Source organism: Listeria sp. MAN/IMW/UF555 (genome assembly GCF_058684075.1).
Window position 1 is genome coordinate 47,860 of the sequence record NZ_JBZWZS010000002.1, and the last position, 15,230, is coordinate 63,089.

The 15,230-nt window shown below is 40.5% G+C and carries 13 protein-coding genes and 1 pseudogene; 2 read left to right on the top strand and 12 right to left on the bottom strand.

The features are described 5' to 3' along the window. Window positions 1-3: 3 nt before the first annotated feature. The 4 genes from coaBC to AC4PG8_RS07375 form a co-directional block, all read right to left on the bottom strand. Window positions 4-1,203, bottom strand: coding sequence for a bifunctional phosphopantothenoylcysteine decarboxylase/phosphopantothenate--cysteine ligase CoaBC (gene coaBC / locus AC4PG8_RS07360; protein ID WP_185501076.1), 1,200 nt, complete (start codon window positions 1,201-1,203; stop codon window positions 4-6). Between the two features lie 153 nt (window positions 1,204-1,356). Continuing rightward, window positions 1,357-1,560 carry a DNA-directed RNA polymerase subunit omega gene (gene rpoZ, locus AC4PG8_RS07365; protein ID WP_003762944.1) on the bottom strand — a complete coding sequence of 68 codons (204 nt, stop codon included), beginning with the start codon at window positions 1,558-1,560 and terminating at the stop codon, window positions 1,357-1,359. Then, window positions 1,560-2,177: a guanylate kinase gene (gene gmk / locus AC4PG8_RS07370; protein WP_010991026.1), complete on the bottom strand. Its 618-nt coding sequence runs from the start codon at window positions 2,175-2,177 to the stop codon at window positions 1,560-1,562. The genes rpoZ and gmk overlap by 1 nt, the downstream gene beginning before the upstream one ends. An 18-nt stretch (window positions 2,178-2,195) precedes the next feature. Continuing rightward, a complete protein-coding gene (locus tag AC4PG8_RS07375; protein ID WP_492170222.1) occupies window positions 2,196-3,071 on the bottom strand; it encodes a YicC/YloC family endoribonuclease in 876 nt (291 codons plus the stop codon). 157 nt (window positions 3,072-3,228) lie between these two features. Here AC4PG8_RS07375 and fbpA point away from each other — a divergent pair, with 157 nt between their 5' ends. Together fbpA and AC4PG8_RS07385 are read left to right on the top strand one after the other, a co-directional pair. Then, complete coding sequence (fbpA, locus tag AC4PG8_RS07380; protein WP_160464557.1) at window positions 3,229-4,941, top strand: Rqc2 family fibronectin-binding protein FbpA; 1,713 nt, start codon at window positions 3,229-3,231, stop codon at window positions 4,939-4,941. A gap of 87 nt (window positions 4,942-5,028) precedes the next feature. After that, window positions 5,029-5,628: a short chain dehydrogenase gene (locus tag AC4PG8_RS07385; protein WP_003769304.1), complete on the top strand. Its 600-nt coding sequence runs from the start codon at window positions 5,029-5,031 to the stop codon at window positions 5,626-5,628. 36 nt (window positions 5,629-5,664) lie between these two features. On the opposite strand, the gene pyrE is transcribed toward AC4PG8_RS07385, so the two are convergent. From pyrE to AC4PG8_RS07425, 8 genes and pseudogenes are all read right to left on the bottom strand, one after another. Then, window positions 5,665-6,294: an orotate phosphoribosyltransferase gene (gene pyrE / locus AC4PG8_RS07390; RefSeq protein ID WP_185501074.1), complete on the bottom strand. Its 630-nt coding sequence runs from the start codon at window positions 6,292-6,294 to the stop codon at window positions 5,665-5,667. Then, complete coding sequence (gene pyrF / locus AC4PG8_RS07395; RefSeq protein ID WP_492170223.1) at window positions 6,291-6,992, bottom strand: orotidine-5'-phosphate decarboxylase; 702 nt, start codon at window positions 6,990-6,992, stop codon at window positions 6,291-6,293. Before pyrF ends, pyrE begins: the two co-directional genes overlap by 4 nt. Continuing rightward, on the bottom strand, window positions 6,989-7,903 hold the full coding sequence (locus AC4PG8_RS07400) for a dihydroorotate dehydrogenase (RefSeq protein WP_033532933.1): 915 nt from the start codon (window positions 7,901-7,903) through the stop codon (window positions 6,989-6,991). The genes pyrF and AC4PG8_RS07400 overlap by 4 nt, the downstream gene beginning before the upstream one ends. After that, a pseudogene (locus AC4PG8_RS07405) lies at window positions 7,900-8,667 on the bottom strand (dihydroorotate dehydrogenase electron transfer subunit); the annotation flags it as partial. The gene AC4PG8_RS07400 and the pseudogene AC4PG8_RS07405, both read right to left, overlap by 4 nt. A gap of 19 nt (window positions 8,668-8,686) precedes the next feature. Then, window positions 8,687-11,899, bottom strand: coding sequence for a carbamoyl-phosphate synthase large subunit (carB, locus tag AC4PG8_RS07410; protein ID WP_003767460.1), 3,213 nt, complete (start codon window positions 11,897-11,899; stop codon window positions 8,687-8,689). Then, window positions 11,892-12,983, bottom strand: coding sequence for a carbamoyl phosphate synthase small subunit (locus AC4PG8_RS07415; protein WP_003762963.1), 1,092 nt, complete (start codon window positions 12,981-12,983; stop codon window positions 11,892-11,894). The genes carB and AC4PG8_RS07415 overlap by 8 nt, the downstream gene beginning before the upstream one ends. Further along, window positions 12,980-14,260: a dihydroorotase gene (gene pyrC / locus AC4PG8_RS07420; RefSeq protein ID WP_160464553.1), complete on the bottom strand. Its 1,281-nt coding sequence runs from the start codon at window positions 14,258-14,260 to the stop codon at window positions 12,980-12,982. Before pyrC ends, AC4PG8_RS07415 begins: the two co-directional genes overlap by 4 nt. Further along, entirely contained in the window at window positions 14,248-15,159 is a 912-nt protein-coding gene (locus AC4PG8_RS07425) for an aspartate carbamoyltransferase catalytic subunit (protein ID WP_003762966.1), read from the bottom strand. The genes pyrC and AC4PG8_RS07425 overlap by 13 nt, the downstream gene beginning before the upstream one ends. Window positions 15,160-15,230: the final 71 nt, after the last annotated feature.

The following is a 15,230-nucleotide window of genomic DNA, read 5'->3' on the forward strand; positions in this document are numbered from 1 at the left end:
CGTTCACTTCCTTAAAAAGTTAGCGGCTTCTTCGATGATATGTTCTGCAACTTCTTTTTTGTCTAGTAACGGTAATGCCTCATTCGATCCATCTTTTCGGTAAAAAGTGACAATATTGGTATCTCCTGAAAAACCTGCGCCTGCTTCGCTGATATTATTTGCGACAATCATATCGGCATTTTTTGACGTGAGTTTTTTAAGTGCATTTGTTTCTAGGTTTTCTGTTTCAGCAGCAAAACCAATTACTACTTGGTCGGCTGTTTTATTTTGGCCGATTTCAAGTAAAATGTCTTTTGTTCGTTTCATTTCAATTGTAAAATCGCCTGGTTGTTTTTTGATTTTTTGCTCTGAAACATTGGCTGGCGTGTAATCGGCGACGGCTGCTGTCATCACGAAAATATGTTGTTCGGTCTTATGTTCTAAAACAGCTTGATACATTTCATCCGCCGATTCAACGTACACCGCTTCTACGCCTGGTGGTACGGGTAGGGTTTTACTTGTCGTAATAAGCGTTACATTTGCACCGTGACGTGCTGCTGATTCAGCAATACTAAAGCCCATTTTCCCTGTAGAATGATTTGTAAAGTAGCGTACTGGGTCTAATTTTTCGCGAGTCGCGCCGGCTGTTACGAGTACTTTTTTGCCTTGAAGGAGGTCTTTCTTTTCTTGAAAAAATTCTGCAATACGGAGAACGATTTTTTCGGGTTCTTCGAGGCGACCGCGGCCAACATAACCACAAGCCAAGTAACCTTCTTCTGGTTCAATAAAACGGACGCCATCTGCATATAGTCTGTTAATGTTTCGAATAACTGCTGGATGTTGAATCATATGGACGTTCATTGCTGGTGCAACCCAAACTGGCGCTTCTGTAGCTAGAATAGTCGTTGTTACCATATCATCAGCAATACCATTTGCCATTTTACCAATCAGATTTGCTGTTGCTGGTGCGACAATTACTAAATCAGCCCAGTCAGCTAAATCAATATGTGCAACCACACTAGATTTTTTTTCGTCAAAGGTGTCGGTATATACATCATTTTTGGATAATACTTGAAACGAAAGCGGTGGAACAAATTCTTGTGCGTGCTCGGTCATCATGACTTTAACGTTTGCACCTGCTTGCGTTAATTTACTTGTAAGTGCGACTGCTTTATAGACAGCAATGCCACCTGACACTGCGAGTAAAATATTTTTTCCTTGCATCGATAAGTCACCTCATTTTATTATAAAAAATCATTAGTTCTATTATACCTTAAATTAAGGCAGGACAAAACCATGAAGAAACTAGATTTCTGCTTATTTTTATGATGAGTCTAGCTAACAAAAAAGCCCCGCAATGAAGCGGAGCAGTTAGGCTTATTTCTCGTCGTTTTGTAAAACTAATTTTCCAGCGTGAATTTCTTCTAACGCTTTACCAACAAATTTATCAGATTGGTAGCTTGGTAATACACCTTTATCGTTTTCTAATTGCATGTAGCGCGCACGTTTAGCAGCCACAGTAACTAGCGAATATTTTGAGTCGATTTTTAACAATAAATTATCAATTGATGGATATAACATCATTGTAATCCCTCCAACATTTTTTTGTAGCGATGAATTACTCGCTCGGTTTTTAAGTGTTCTGTTTCGACAATGCCTTTGATTTTTTGTACGGCTTTTGATACGACATCATTCACCACAGCATAATCATAAGACGCCATCATTTCAATTTCTTTCTTAGCTGTTTCCATGCGTTCCTCGACAACTTCCATCGATTCTGTACCGCGCCCGATAATCCGGTTTTTAAGCTCGGATAAATCTGGTGGCGTTAAGAAAATGAAAATTCCTTCTGGCATCGCTTTTCGAACTTGCATTGCTCCTTGTACTTCAATTTCGAGAAAAATGTCTATCCCAGCGGCTAGTTTTTCCTCGACATATTCAAGCGGAGTGCCGTAATAGTTACCGACATACTCTGCATATTCTAACATTTTTCCGTCTTTGATAGCTTGTTCAAACACTTCTCGTGAACGAAAATAATAATCGACACCGTCTTGTTCGCCTTCACGAGGAAGACGAGTTGTCATGGAAATAGAATAATCAAAACTTGTTTCCGGATCTTTAAAAACAGCTTCCCGAACAGTTCCCTTACCTACTCCAGATGGACCTGAAAGTACAATTAACAGTCCTCTTTCTGTCATCATTTCCCCTCCTGCATATCATTCCACATTTTGCACTTGTTCCCGAATTTTCTCTAGCGTCGTTTTCATTTCAACCACTTGTTCGGTGATTTTTAGAGAACTTGCTTTGGATCCAATGGTATTGATTTCGCGGTTCATTTCTTGGATAAGAAAATCCAGCTTCCGTCCAATTGGTTCTTCGAGTAAAATAATACCATAAAATTGCTTTAAATGGCTCTTAGTTCGTTCTACTTCTTCATTAATATCTGTCTTTTCAAGTAGCATTGCGACTTCTGTAAGAACGATACTAGGATCAAATTGGTCGCCCACAACGTTTTGTAAGCGAGTTTCAATTTTTTCTTGATAATGTTTTTCTGTATTTGGAATTTCGGCTTGAATGATTTCCAAACTTGTTTCGAGTGCTGTAAGATGTTGTTTGAAATATAGCAGTAATTCTGCTCCTTCCATACTTCTCATCTCGTCCAGTCGCTCGGTTGCGCGGGCAAGTGTGTCTAAAACTAGTCGCTCTAGCTCGCTACTTGCTTCCACTTCTTCTTCAATAGAAAGATAAGCTTGTTCTTGAAGTAAATCGGTCATTGTAGGTAATTCTTGTAATTCATATCGAGCGCTTGCTTGTTTAATAAAACGGTAATAGCTGTCTGCGAGGTCCCAATCAATATGTAGTTCACGTTTTGAAATTTGTTCTCCTGTGATGGAAAAGAAACATTCAATTCTACCACGTTTGATTTGCTTACTTATCGTCTTTTTTAATTTTCCTTCTAAATAAGCAAGTTGTTTTGGCATCCGAAAAAGAAATTCGGAGTAGCGGTGGTTGACTGCTTTTAATTCAATGGTTACTTTGAACGCTTCAAATTCTTTCGTAGCACGCCCAAATCCCGTCATGCTTTTCACCATTTGGCAAGACACCTTTCATAACTTAAAGTTTCCTCTAAGATTACTTGAAATTTGTTCTGACTTCTTATTATACCAAAGCTACTTCATGCATACAATACATTTTCGGAATGTATGTTAAAATAGAAAGTAACTAACTCAAAAAAGGAATGAATAACTAATGGCGTTTGATGCAATGTTTTTAAAAGCAATGACAGAAGAACTTGCGGAACATGGTGAAAGTGGTCGTATTATGAAAATCCACCAACCATTTTCGCATGAACTTGTTTTATATATTCGAAAAAACCGTGAAAATAAACGTCTGCTAATTTCTTCGCACCCTAGCTATGCCCGAATTCAGTGGACCGATGATATTCCAGAAAACCCAGCAACACCACCAATGTTTTGTATGTTACTCCGGAAATATTTAGAAGGAGCAATTATTGAGTCTATCACGCAACTTCCTAATGAACGGATTTTACAATTTAGTATTCGCGGGAAAGATGATATTGGCGAAAACCGTTTTTGCGACTTATTTGTGGAAATTATGGGGCGCCACAGTAATATTACCCTTGTCGATCGTGCGAAAAATGTGATTGTCGACTGTATTAAACACGTCTCTCCAGCACAAAATAGTTACCGGACACTTTTACCGGGGGCGACTTATGTGTTACCGCCTGCAACCGATAAACTGAACCCATTCGAGGTTAATTCGGAGCAAATTCTGGATAGACTTGATTTTACGGCAGGTCGAATCGACAAACAACTCGTACAAAATTTTGCGGGATTTAGTCCATTACTCGCTCGAGAAATTGTTTTTCGTGCTGGAAATTTAACAGCCGACTCGCTTGTTTCTGCCTTTTTTGAAGTGATTGGGTTAGTGAATGAGCATTTAGGAAGTGCCGCTATTCCAAACGAATGGCGGATCCAAAATAAGGAAGATTATTATTTCTTCCCGCTCCGTCATGTTGATGCTGTGACAACTGAATTCGCTAATTTAAGCGCCCTTTTAGATCATTTTTATATCGGCAAAGCGCGTCGTGACCGTGTTCACCAATTTGCACATGATTTGGAAAAACTGATTTCCAATGAACTCGCTAGAAGTAGGCTGAAAATCGAAAAACTCGAAAACACCTTACTTGAAACAGAAAAAGCGGACGTTTATCGTATCCAAGGTGAGCTTCTAACAGCCAATTTACATTTAATGGAGCGCGGAATGGAAGAAATTACCGTCGAAAATTTTTACGATGATATGAAAAAAATGACGATCCCGCTTGACTCTAGAAAAACGCCATCTGCCAATGCGCAAAGTTACTTTAGTCGTTATCAAAAATTACGTAACGCCGTCGAAGTAGTAAAAGAGCAAATCGTACTTACTAAAGAAGAAATTTCTTATTTAGAGTCCGTTGAAGCCCAACTAGAAACTTCCGGTCCAGAAGATGTGGAAGAAATTCGCCAAGAACTAGCTGAACAAGGCTATCTTCGTTACAAACAGAAAAAAGGTAGCCGTAAAAAAGCTACTTTACCCACACCAGAAAAATATACTTCTTCGACCGGCTTATCAATTTTAGTTGGAAAAAATAATAAACAAAATGATTATTTAACGAATAAATTAGCTCGAAATAATGAATATTGGTTCCACGTGAAGGATTTACCCGGTTCGCATGTTGTGATTCAGTCAAATAACCCGGATGAGACTTCTATCACAGAGGCAGCGATGATTGCCGCCTACTACTCCAAAGCGCGTCTTTCAGCAACTGTCCCAGTCGACGGCACACTTGTAAAACACGTTAAAAAACCAAATGGCGCTAAACCTGGTTATGTTATTTACGATAATCAAACAACATATTTTGTCACACCAGATGAAACACTTGTTTTAGCGCTGAAAAATTAACGGTTCCCTCGCGGAGCCGTTTTTTCTTTCAAATTTAGGGTAGATATTATACTGACTTTACTTTTTTATTGGAAGGATGATAGACAAATGAAAATTTTATTAATTGGCGCTTCAGGTACGCTTGGTTCTGCGGTGAAAGAACGTTTGGAGAAAAAAGCCGAAGTGATTACTGCTGGTAGACATAGTGGTGATGTTACCGTGGATATAACAAATATTGATAGTATAAAAAAAATGTACGAACAAGTGGGTAAGGTAGACGCGATTGTTTCAGCAACTGGGAGCGCCACTTTTTCACCTTTAACGGAATTAACTCCAGAGAAAAATGCCGTGACAATTAGTAGTAAATTAGGCGGGCAAATTAATCTCGTATTACTAGGAATTGACTCATTAAATGATAAAGGAAGCTTTACACTTACGACTGGGATTATGATGGAAGATCCAATCGTTCAAGGGGCTTCCGCTGCCATGGCTAACGGTGCAGTAACTGCTTTTGCAAAATCTGCGGCGATTGAAATGCCACGCGGAATTCGGATTAATACAGTGAGCCCGAATGTACTAGAAGAATCTTGGGATAAACTAGAACCATTTTTCGAAGGTTTCCTCCCAGTTCCTGCCGCAAAAGTTGCCCGTGCGTTTGAAAAAAGTGTTTTTGGTGCACAAACGGGTGAAAGTTATAAAGTATATTAATAAAAAACAGCTCACCTCTACCGGTGAGCTGTTTTTTTATTTCCCCCAAGCTTCTGGGTTTTTCTTCCATTCTTTCAAGGTTGCCATATCTTCAGTAGTAACGTAATTTTTATTTAAAGCGACTTCAATCAGTTCGTCATAATTTGTTAAAGTTACTAGTTTTGTATCAGATTCTTCAAGTAGTTTTTTACCTTTATCTAATCCATATGTAAAGATGGCTGCGATTCCTAGTACTTCTGCTCCGGCTTCCTCTAAAGCCTCAACTGCTTTAAGCGAACTTCCACCTGTTGAAATCAAATCTTCAATCACAACTACTTTTTGACCTTTAGTAAGTGGCCCTTCGATTTGGTTCCCTTTGCCATGTTCTTTTGCTTTTGAACGTACGTAGACCATTGGTAAATCTAGTAAATCGCTTACCCAAGCGGCGTGCGGGATTCCTGCCGTTGCGGTTCCTGCTACAACATCTACTTCGCCAAAATTTTCTTTGATTTTTTCTGCTAACGATTTAGCGATAAATTGACGAACTTTTGGAAAGCCTAGTGTTAGACGATTATCACAGTAAATAGGTGATTTAATGCCGGAAGCCCAAGTGAATGGCTCATTTGGTTTTAAAAATACCGCTTTAATTTCTAATAATTGTTCCGCAACTTGTTTTTCAATACTCATGCATTCCACTCCTTCAAAACTTGATTATATGCTGCTACTGGGTCGTTTGCTCGAGTGATAGAGCGACCAACGACGATATTTGATGATCCAATCGAACGAGCTTTTTTAGGTGTTACGACGCGGATTTGATCGTCTGCCGCATCACTTGCTAATCGAATACCTGGCGTTACGCGTAAAAAGTCAGAACCATTTTGTAGTTTAATTTCTTCTGCTTCGAGTGCTGAGCAGACAACACCATCTAGCCCTGCTTGTTTGGTTAAGTCACTGTAATGTAGCACTGATTCAAGGAGACTAGCCTTTACTAATTGTTCCTTTTGCATGTCGGTTTCACTTGTACTAGTAAGTTGTGTCACTGCGATAAGTTTTGGACGTTTGCTACTAGTTGAACCTATTTCTAGACCTTCACGAGCAGCTTCCATCATTTTCTTTCCGCCTGATGCATGTACATTCACCATATCAACACCTAACTTTGCCAAACCAATCATCGCACTTTTGACCGTATTTGGAATATCGTGGAGTTTCAAATCTAGAAAAATAGCATGATTTTGTTGCTTTATTTTTTCAACAATGGCTGGACCGTTAGTATAAAAAAGTTCCATACCGACTTTTACGGATAAAGATTCTCCGGAAAACTGGGCTAAAAAAGCCTCTACTTCTTGGTAGGTTTGAAAATCTAGCGCGATAATTGGTTTATTCATTGGTTTAGTAGCTCCTTTTTAAGTTCTTGTAAAGAAGAAATGCCGAGTTCGTCCATTCGTTTTGGCAGTTCGGTAATTAATTTTGGGCAAATAAAGGGATCTGTAAAGTTCATCGTTCCGACTGCGACTGCATCTGCCCCAGCAATTAAGAATTCTAGCACGTCATCAACGGTTTGCACGCCGCCCATGCCGATGATAGGAATATTACTTACAGCACGAACTTGATGAATCATCCGGATAGCAACTGGTTTAATCGCTGGTCCTGAAAGCCCACCTGTACCATTAGCGATGACTGGTTTTCTAGTTTTTAAATCAATACGCATACCGAGTAACGTATTAATCATCGTTAGTCCATCTGCCCCCGCTGCTTCAATTGCTTGCGCGATGGAAACAATATCCGCTACATTCGGTGATAATTTTACATAAACTGGCACACTTGCGACACTTTTCACGGCTTTCGTTAAACGGTGCGCTACTTCCGGATCTGTTCCAAAAGCAATGCCGCCGTGTTTCACATTTGGGCAAGAAATATTGAGCTCGATTGCTTTTACTGCTTTTGATTCCCCAATTCGGGAACAGACTTGAACATAATCGTCCTCCGTCGCACCCGCTACATTAGCAATAATCGGCGTTTCAAATTGCTCTAAAAATGGTAATTCATGGGCTAAAACATGTTCCAGACCAGGATTCTGTAAGCCAATTGCATTAAGCATTCCGCTCGCTGTTTCTGCTACTCGTGGTGTGGGATTTCCAAGTCTAGGTTCTGGTGTGACAGCTTTTGCCATGATTGCACCAAGTTCATTTAAATCATAGTATTTGCTATATTCTTGTCCGAATCCAAAACACCCAGATGCTGGCATAATCGGATTTTTTAAGGATAATCCTGGAATTTCTACCGCTAATCGATTCATAAACTCACCTCATCTGCACGAAATACTGGGCCATCCTCGCACACTTTAAATTGCTTCTTCGCATCCCCAGCTTTTGGACAAACACATGCATAGCAAGCTCCTATTCCACAAGCCATTCGTTCTTCTAAAGAAAGATATGTTTTTGTTTCTGGAAAACTTGCTTTCACAGCTTGTAACATCGCTTTTGGTCCGCAACTATAGATAACGTCTGGCTCTTCTGGTAATTTTTTCGTAATATCTGTGACAAAGCCTTGTGTTCCGTATGACCCATCGACTGTCGCAATATGCACAGTGCCGTATTCTGTCATTTCTTTTTCATAAAAACTGTCTTTTTCAGATTGGAACCCGTTTACAAACGTGACTTGTACGCCTTTATCAGCTAGCTCTTTACCAAGTTGATACATCGGAGGGACACCAATTCCACCCCCGATTAAAAGAGCGGTTTTTGGTGCCGGAGTAGTATTTAGATCAAAACCTTTTCCAAGCGGACCTAACACATCGATAGAATCCCCTTCTAAAAGACTACTAAAATCTTTAGTCCCATCTCCTTCTACCCGGTATAAGAGAATGCATGTTTTTGCCGTTTTATCATAAGAACAAATACTGATCGGTCGTCTCATTATTAAATCAGAGCGACTTGGTTTTAGCATTAAAAACTGCCCCGGTGACATGTCGGCTACACATTCTCCTGATAAGATTAATTCGTATACTTTATCTGCAATTTCGGTTTGCTGAATGACTTTCATTTCCGTCTGTAACACGGTTCCACCCCGTTTCTTCTATTTATACGCGTGCTTTAGGTTGCTTAACTTCACTGGCATTCATTGATTCTAGTTCGAAGGAGCGTGATTCAAGTACACGCAAGATTGCTTCTGCTGTATCGAGCGACGTACAAACTGGAATGCCATTTTCGACAGATTCACGACGAATTTGGAAACCATCACGTTCTGGACGTTTACCTGTAGTTAAAGTGTTCACTACGAGCGTTACTTGGCCGTTTCGAATGTAATCAATTAATGTTTCTTGATTTTCACCAATTTTTTTCACTTGTGAAACTGGGATTTCTGCTTCTTCTAGTGTGCTGGCTGTTCCTTTTGTCGCCATGATAGTGAAACCAATGCGATTAAATCTCTTAGCTAGTTCAACTGCTTCTTCTTTATCACGGTCAGCAACTGTTAGCAGTACTGTCCCATAATCATGCATCGTTGTTCCACTTGCTACAAAGCCTTTATAGAGAGCTTTTTCAAGCGTAACGTCTTTCCCCATAACTTCCCCGGTTGATTTCATTTCAGGTCCAAGTGATGTATCAACGCTACGCAATTTCGCGAAGGAGAACACGGGTACTTTCACAAAAATTTCTTGTTTTTCTGGTGCAAGTCCCGGCGTGTAACCAAGGTCAATCAAATTTTCACCTAAGATAACTCTTGTTGCCACATTCGCCATTGGGATTTCCGTGATTTTACTTAAAAATGGTGCTGTCCGGCTTGAGCGAGGGTTTACTTCGATAACGAAAACTTCTTCACCGTCAACAACATACTGGATGTTAAGCATACCGATAATGTTTAAGCCTGTTGCAAGTCTGGTCGTATAATCTACAATTGTATTTTTCACCTGTTCGCTTAAACGTTGTGCTGGATATACGGCAATCGAGTCACCAGAATGGACACCGGCACGTTCAATGTGTTCCATGATTCCAGGGATTAATACATTTTCGCCGTCGCTGATTGCGTCGACTTCTACTTCTTGACCGCTAACATAACGATCGACTAACACAGGATGTTTCGGATTAACTTTTACTGCATTTGTCATATAATGTTTTAACGCTTCTTCAGATTCTACAATTTCCATTGCCCGTCCACCAAGTACATAAGATGGTCGCACTAAGACTGGGTAGCCAATATCCGTTGCTACTTTGATTGCTTCTTCTACGGAAGTGGCTGTTTTTCCAGCTGGTTGTGGGATTTGTAAGATTTCTAATGCTTTTTCAAAAGCGTCGCGGTTTTCTGCACGGTCGGTATCTTCTAAGCTTGTACCAAGAATTTTAACGCCTCGTTTGGCAAGACCATCTGCTAAGTTAATGGCAGTTTGTCCACCGAATTGTACGACAACGCCAAGTGGTTGTTCGATTTCGATTACATGCATAACATCTTCTAAAGTAAGTGGTTCAAAGTACAGTTTGTCCGATATACTAAAGTCGGTAGAGACTGTTTCCGGGTTATTGTTGATAATGATTGCTTCATAACCGGCTTGTTGAATTGCCCATACGGAATGTACTGTTGCGTAGTCAAATTCTACCCCTTGCCCAATTCGAATCGGACCAGAGCCAAGCACAATTACGCTTTCTTTACTTGAGCGTATCGACTCATTTTCATCTTCATAGGTGCTATAGAAGTATGGCGTAGTGGACTCAAATTCGGCCGCACATGTATCCACCATTTTATATACTGGGAAAAGATTTTGCGCTTTTCGTAAGTCGTATATTGCTTGTTCGTCGATATTCCAGCAAGTGGCGATAAACGCGTCAGAAAAACCTGCTCGTTTCGCTTCTGCTAAAATTTCTTCGTTTTGCGGGTTTTCTTTCAAGCGATTTTCTAGTTCGATCGTTTTACTTAATTTGTATAGGAAGAATAAATCTATTTTTGTTTTCGCATGTAGTTGTTCGATTGTTTGACCGCGGCGTAATGCTGCTGCTAAGAAAAATAAGCGATCATCTTCTGGGAAACAAATTTTGCGTTCTAATGTTTCCGCGTCAGCATTTTCAGCTTCTTCGAGTAGTAAATGGTCAGCGCCGATTTCAAGGGAACGTACTGCTTTAAGAAGGGCTTCTTCCCATGAACGACCGATTGCCATAACTTCTCCGGTTGCTTTCATTTGTGTGCCAAGGCGACGATCCGCTTGTTCGAACTTATCAAAAGCAAACCGTGGGATTTTCGCAACAACATAATCTAGCGTTGGTTCAAAATGTGCGTATGTTGTTCCTGTTACTGGATTTCTAACTTCATCTAGTGTTAAGCCAACTGCGATTTTCGCTGCTAGTTTTGCAATCGGGTAACCAGTTGCTTTCGAGGCAAGTGCGGATGAACGACTCACACGCGGGTTTACTTCGATTACATAGTAGTTGTAACTATCCGGATCAAGTGCTAGCTGAACATTACAGCCACCTTCAATTTCCAGTGCGCGGATAATTTTTAATGAAACATCGCGCAACAGTTGGTATTCGCGGTCGGAAAGTGTTTGACTTGGTGCAACTACAATCGAATCGCCGGTATGTATGCCAACTGGGTCAATATTTTCCATGTTACAAACAACCATCGCGTTATTGTTCGCATCACGCATTACTTCATATTCTACTTCTTTAAATCCAGCGATACTTTTTTCTAGTAAGCACTGAGTTACTGGGCTTAATTTTAATCCGCTAGTTACTGTCTCAATTAATTCTTGTTCATTATGGCATATCCCGCCGCCAGAACCACCTAACGTATAAGCCGGGCGAACGATAACCGGATAGCCAATTCGTTCTACAAAAGTATAAGCTTCGTCTAAATTATGGATAATATCGCTTTCTGGTACTGGCTCACCTAATTCATTCATCAAATCACGGAAAGCTTCCCGGTCTTCCGCTTTTTTTATCGCTGTCAAATCGGTTCCAAGTACTTCCACATTACATTCATCCAAAATTCCCGCAGCTGAAAGTTCCATCGCCATGTTTAACCCCGTTTGTCCTCCAAGCGTAGGTAAAATGGCATCCGGACGTTCTTTACGAATGATGCGCGATACAAAATCAAGTGTAATTGGCTCAATGTATACTTTGTCAGCCATTTCTGCGTCTGTCATAATCGTCGCTGGATTCGAGTTCACTAATACTACCCGATAACCTTCTTCTTTTAAGCTTAAGCAAGCTTGAGTTCCCGCATAGTCAAACTCCGCTGCTTGTCCAATAACAATCGGGCCAGAGCCGATTACAAGAATTGTTTTTATATCGTCACGTTTAGGCATGTAATTCACCCTCCTCTTTCACATTCATCATTTCCATAAATTCGTCAAATAAGTAGTTAACGTCACTTGGACCTGGGTTTGCTTCTGGATGATATTGTACGGTATAAGCTTGGTATTCCTTATGTGCAAGGCCTTCCACTGTTTCATCGTTTAATTCAATATGCGTTACTTTTAAATCAGTGCCGATAAGTGATTCCTTCTCTACCGCATAACCGTGATTTTGCGCAGTGAAGTCAACGCGGCCGGTTGCTAGTTCTTTTACTGGATGATTCGCGCCACGATGACCGAACTTCAATTTGAACGTATCTGCTCCGTTCGCTAGTGCAAATAGTTGGTGCCCTAAGCAGATTCCAAACAATGGCAGTTTACCTTGAATACCGCGAATCATTTCTAGCGCTTCAGGTACATCTTTCGGGTCACCAGGTCCGTTTGATAACATCACGCCATCTGGATGCATGGCAAGGATTTCTTCGGCAGTTGTATTATAAGGAACAACCGTCACATAACAATTACGTTTATTCAGTTCTCGTAAAATCGAGCTTTTCACACCATAATCCACAAGTACAACTCGTTTACCATCGCCAGGACTTGCAAAAGCTTTAGCTGAAGATACTTCATGTACTTGGTCAACTGGTAAGCGTACAGAACGAAGATGGTGTAGCAATTCTTCTTTGTCTGCTGTTGCTGCTGATAAAATTCCTTTTAGCGTACCTTCTTTACGAATTAATTTCGTTAATTTACGCGTATCAATTCCCGCGATTCCAGGAATGCCTTTTTCTTTTAAAAATTCGTTTAAAGTAATTTGGTTGCGCCAGTTGGATGGATACTCTGCGGCTTCACGCACAACGACTCCTTTAACAGCTGGATTAATGGATTCAAAATCATCGCGGTTCACGCCGTAGTTTCCAACAAGTGGATACGTAAAAGTGATAATTTGCCCATAATATGAAGGGTCTGTGATTGTTTCTTGGTAGCCAGTCATTCCCGTATTAAAAACAACTTCACCGATTGTTTCTTTTTCACTACCAATTGCATCACCGATAAAGTAATTGCCATCTTCTAGCATTAAAATTCGCTTTGTCATTTGATTTCCCCCTCATTGTATACAAGTTCTCCTTCTGCAAACGTTGCTACCGGCCAGCCGATACACGTTTCTCCAACAAATGGTGTATTTTTTCCTTTTGAGTAAAAAGTAGCTGGATCAATAGTTGCTTCTTTTTCTAAATCAAGTACGACAATATCTGCTACTGCGCCTTCTTCTAGTTTTCCGTATGGGAGTTTAAAGCACTCTGCTGGCTTCACTGTCATCCAGTCGATTAATTGTTTTAGTGTCCATTCGTTCGTTTTGACAAAATGGGTGTATAGCAGTGGGAAAGCCGTTTCTAAACCAACAATACCGAATGCGGCTTGCTCCATTGGGACATTTTTTTCTTCCGCTGCGTGTGGTGCGTGGTCAGTTGCGATAAAATCAATCGTTCCATCTAATAATCCTTCTAAAAGTGCCGCACGATCTTCTTTGCTGCGAAGTGGTGGATTCATTTTCCAGTTGCCGTCATTTCCCGGAATGTCCTCTTCGTCGAGTATCAAGTGATGTGGTGAAACTTCTGCTGTGACACGAATACCCGCTCGTTTTGCATCACGTACCACGCGAACAGATTCTTTAGTCGAAATATGGCAAACATGATAGTGACAGCCGGCTGCTTCTGCGAGTAAAACATCACGCGCGATTTGAACCGATTCTGCAATGTTTGGAATGCCTTTAAGTCCTTCTTTTTCTGCAAAAATCCCGTCATGGACCACTCCGCCGTAAATTAGCGAGTTGTCTTCACAGTGAGCAACGATTGCCATATCTAGTGCTGCTGCTCGTTTCATTGCCTCATACATTGTTCCGGCTAGCTGTACGCCCACGCCATCATCTGTAAAAGCAAATGCTCCAGCTTCTTTTAAAGCTTCAAAATCTACTAGCTCGTCCGTTCCAAGACTCGTTGTAATGGATGCGTATGGTAACACTCGAACTTCTGCTGTTTCTTTAATTTTTGCTTGTAAACTGTTCATTACTTCTTTGGAATCTGGAACAGGTTTTGTATTAGGCATCGAACAAATCGTGGTATATCCTCCGCGTGCTGCTGCTTTTGTTCCGGTCAAAATGGTTTCTTTATGTTCTCCGCCTGGTTCGCGAAGATGTACGTGAACATCGATAAAGCCTGGTGCGATTAGTTTTCCAGTTGCATCATATTCTTCGCCACTTGTTACTTCAATCGAATCTGCAATCAAGTTGACTTTGCCGTTTTGGATAAGTACATCTTTGTTCTCTAGTTCGCCTGATTCATTTAACACTTGACCATTTTTTAATACGTACATACTTTCGCCCTCATTTCCTGTTCTTTTAAAATTGATTCCAAAATTGCCATTCTTATAAAAACGCCATTTGTCATTTGCGTAACAATGCGTGATTTTTCGCTTTCAACTAAGCTATCAGCAATTTCAACGTCGCGGTTCACTGGGCTTGGGTGCATGATGATTGCATCTTGTTTTAATTTCGCTGCCCGTTCAACCGTAAGTCCAAATTTTTCGTGATAACTTGCTTTTGTAAATTGTTCTGTTCCACTATGTCGCTCATGTTGTACACGCAACAGCATCATCACATCGACTTTTTCAACAATCTCATCGACGGGTAAGTAAGTGCCGTATTCTAAGTAGCTATCATCAAACCATTCTCTCGGTCCGGAGAAAAACAACTTCGCTCCAAGTCTTTTTAATACTTTCATATTTGAGTTCGCTACCCTGCTGTGTCTTATATCGCCAGCAATCGCCACTTTTAAATCTTGAAAAGTCCCAAATTGTTCTTTTATCGTGAATAAGTCTAGTAGTGATTGACTCGGATGTTCCCCGCAGCCATCTCCGCCGTTTACGATAGCAATATTTAATTTATCAAGTCCGGCATAGTAGTTTTCTTCAGAATGTCTGATAACTGCTACATTTACTCCAACAGCTTCCATAGTTAACAGTGTGTCGTAAAGCGTTTCGCCCTTTGTCATGCTAGAAGTTGCTGCGTCAAAGGACACAACCTCTACTCCTAACTTTTTCTCTGCTACTTCAAAACTCGTATGCGTTCTAGTACTTGGTTCAAAAAACATATTTACTGCAAAAGCTTGTTCTTTCAAAGTTGCTTTTTTTCCGTGCTTAAACTGTGCCGCCTGCTCTAATAAATGCTCGATTTCATGGACGGTTAATGCTTCCATTGACAACAAATTTTTCATTCAAAGCGCCACCTTTTCTCATTCATTTTATACAAAAACCTCTGTGAAATTTTGTCTGCAGAGGTTTTTTG

Excerpts from the sequence above, each read along its gene's own strand:
- coaBC (WP_185501076.1), bottom strand. The coding sequence starts at position 1,203 with ATGCAAGGAAAAAATATTTTACTCGCAGTGTCAGGTGGCATTGCTGTC.
- rpoZ (WP_003762944.1), bottom strand. The coding sequence starts at position 1,560 with ATGTTATATCCATCAATTGATAATTTATTGTTAAAAATCGACTCAAAA.
- gmk (WP_010991026.1), bottom strand. The coding sequence starts at position 2,177 with ATGACAGAAAGAGGACTGTTAATTGTACTTTCAGGTCCATCTGGAGTA.
- AC4PG8_RS07375 (WP_492170222.1), bottom strand. The coding sequence starts at position 3,071 with ATGGTGAAAAGCATGACGGGATTTGGGCGTGCTACGAAAGAATTTGAA.
- fbpA (WP_160464557.1), top strand. The coding sequence starts at position 3,229 with ATGGCGTTTGATGCAATGTTTTTAAAAGCAATGACAGAAGAACTTGCG.
- AC4PG8_RS07385 (WP_003769304.1), top strand. The coding sequence starts at position 5,029 with ATGAAAATTTTATTAATTGGCGCTTCAGGTACGCTTGGTTCTGCGGTG.
- pyrE (WP_185501074.1), bottom strand. The coding sequence starts at position 6,294 with ATGAGTATTGAAAAACAAGTTGCGGAACAATTATTAGAAATTAAAGCG.
- pyrF (WP_492170223.1), bottom strand. The coding sequence starts at position 6,992 with ATGAATAAACCAATTATCGCGCTAGATTTTCAAACCTACCAAGAAGTA.
- AC4PG8_RS07400 (WP_033532933.1), bottom strand. The coding sequence starts at position 7,903 with ATGAATCGATTAGCGGTAGAAATTCCAGGATTATCCTTAAAAAATCCG.
- carB (WP_003767460.1), bottom strand. The coding sequence starts at position 11,899 with ATGCCTAAACGTGACGATATAAAAACAATTCTTGTAATCGGCTCTGGC.
- AC4PG8_RS07415 (WP_003762963.1), bottom strand. The coding sequence starts at position 12,983 with ATGACAAAGCGAATTTTAATGCTAGAAGATGGCAATTACTTTATCGGT.
- pyrC (WP_160464553.1), bottom strand. The coding sequence starts at position 14,260 with ATGTACGTATTAAAAAATGGTCAAGTGTTAAATGAATCAGGCGAACTA.
- AC4PG8_RS07425 (WP_003762966.1), bottom strand. The coding sequence starts at position 15,159 with ATGAAAAATTTGTTGTCAATGGAAGCATTAACCGTCCATGAAATCGAG.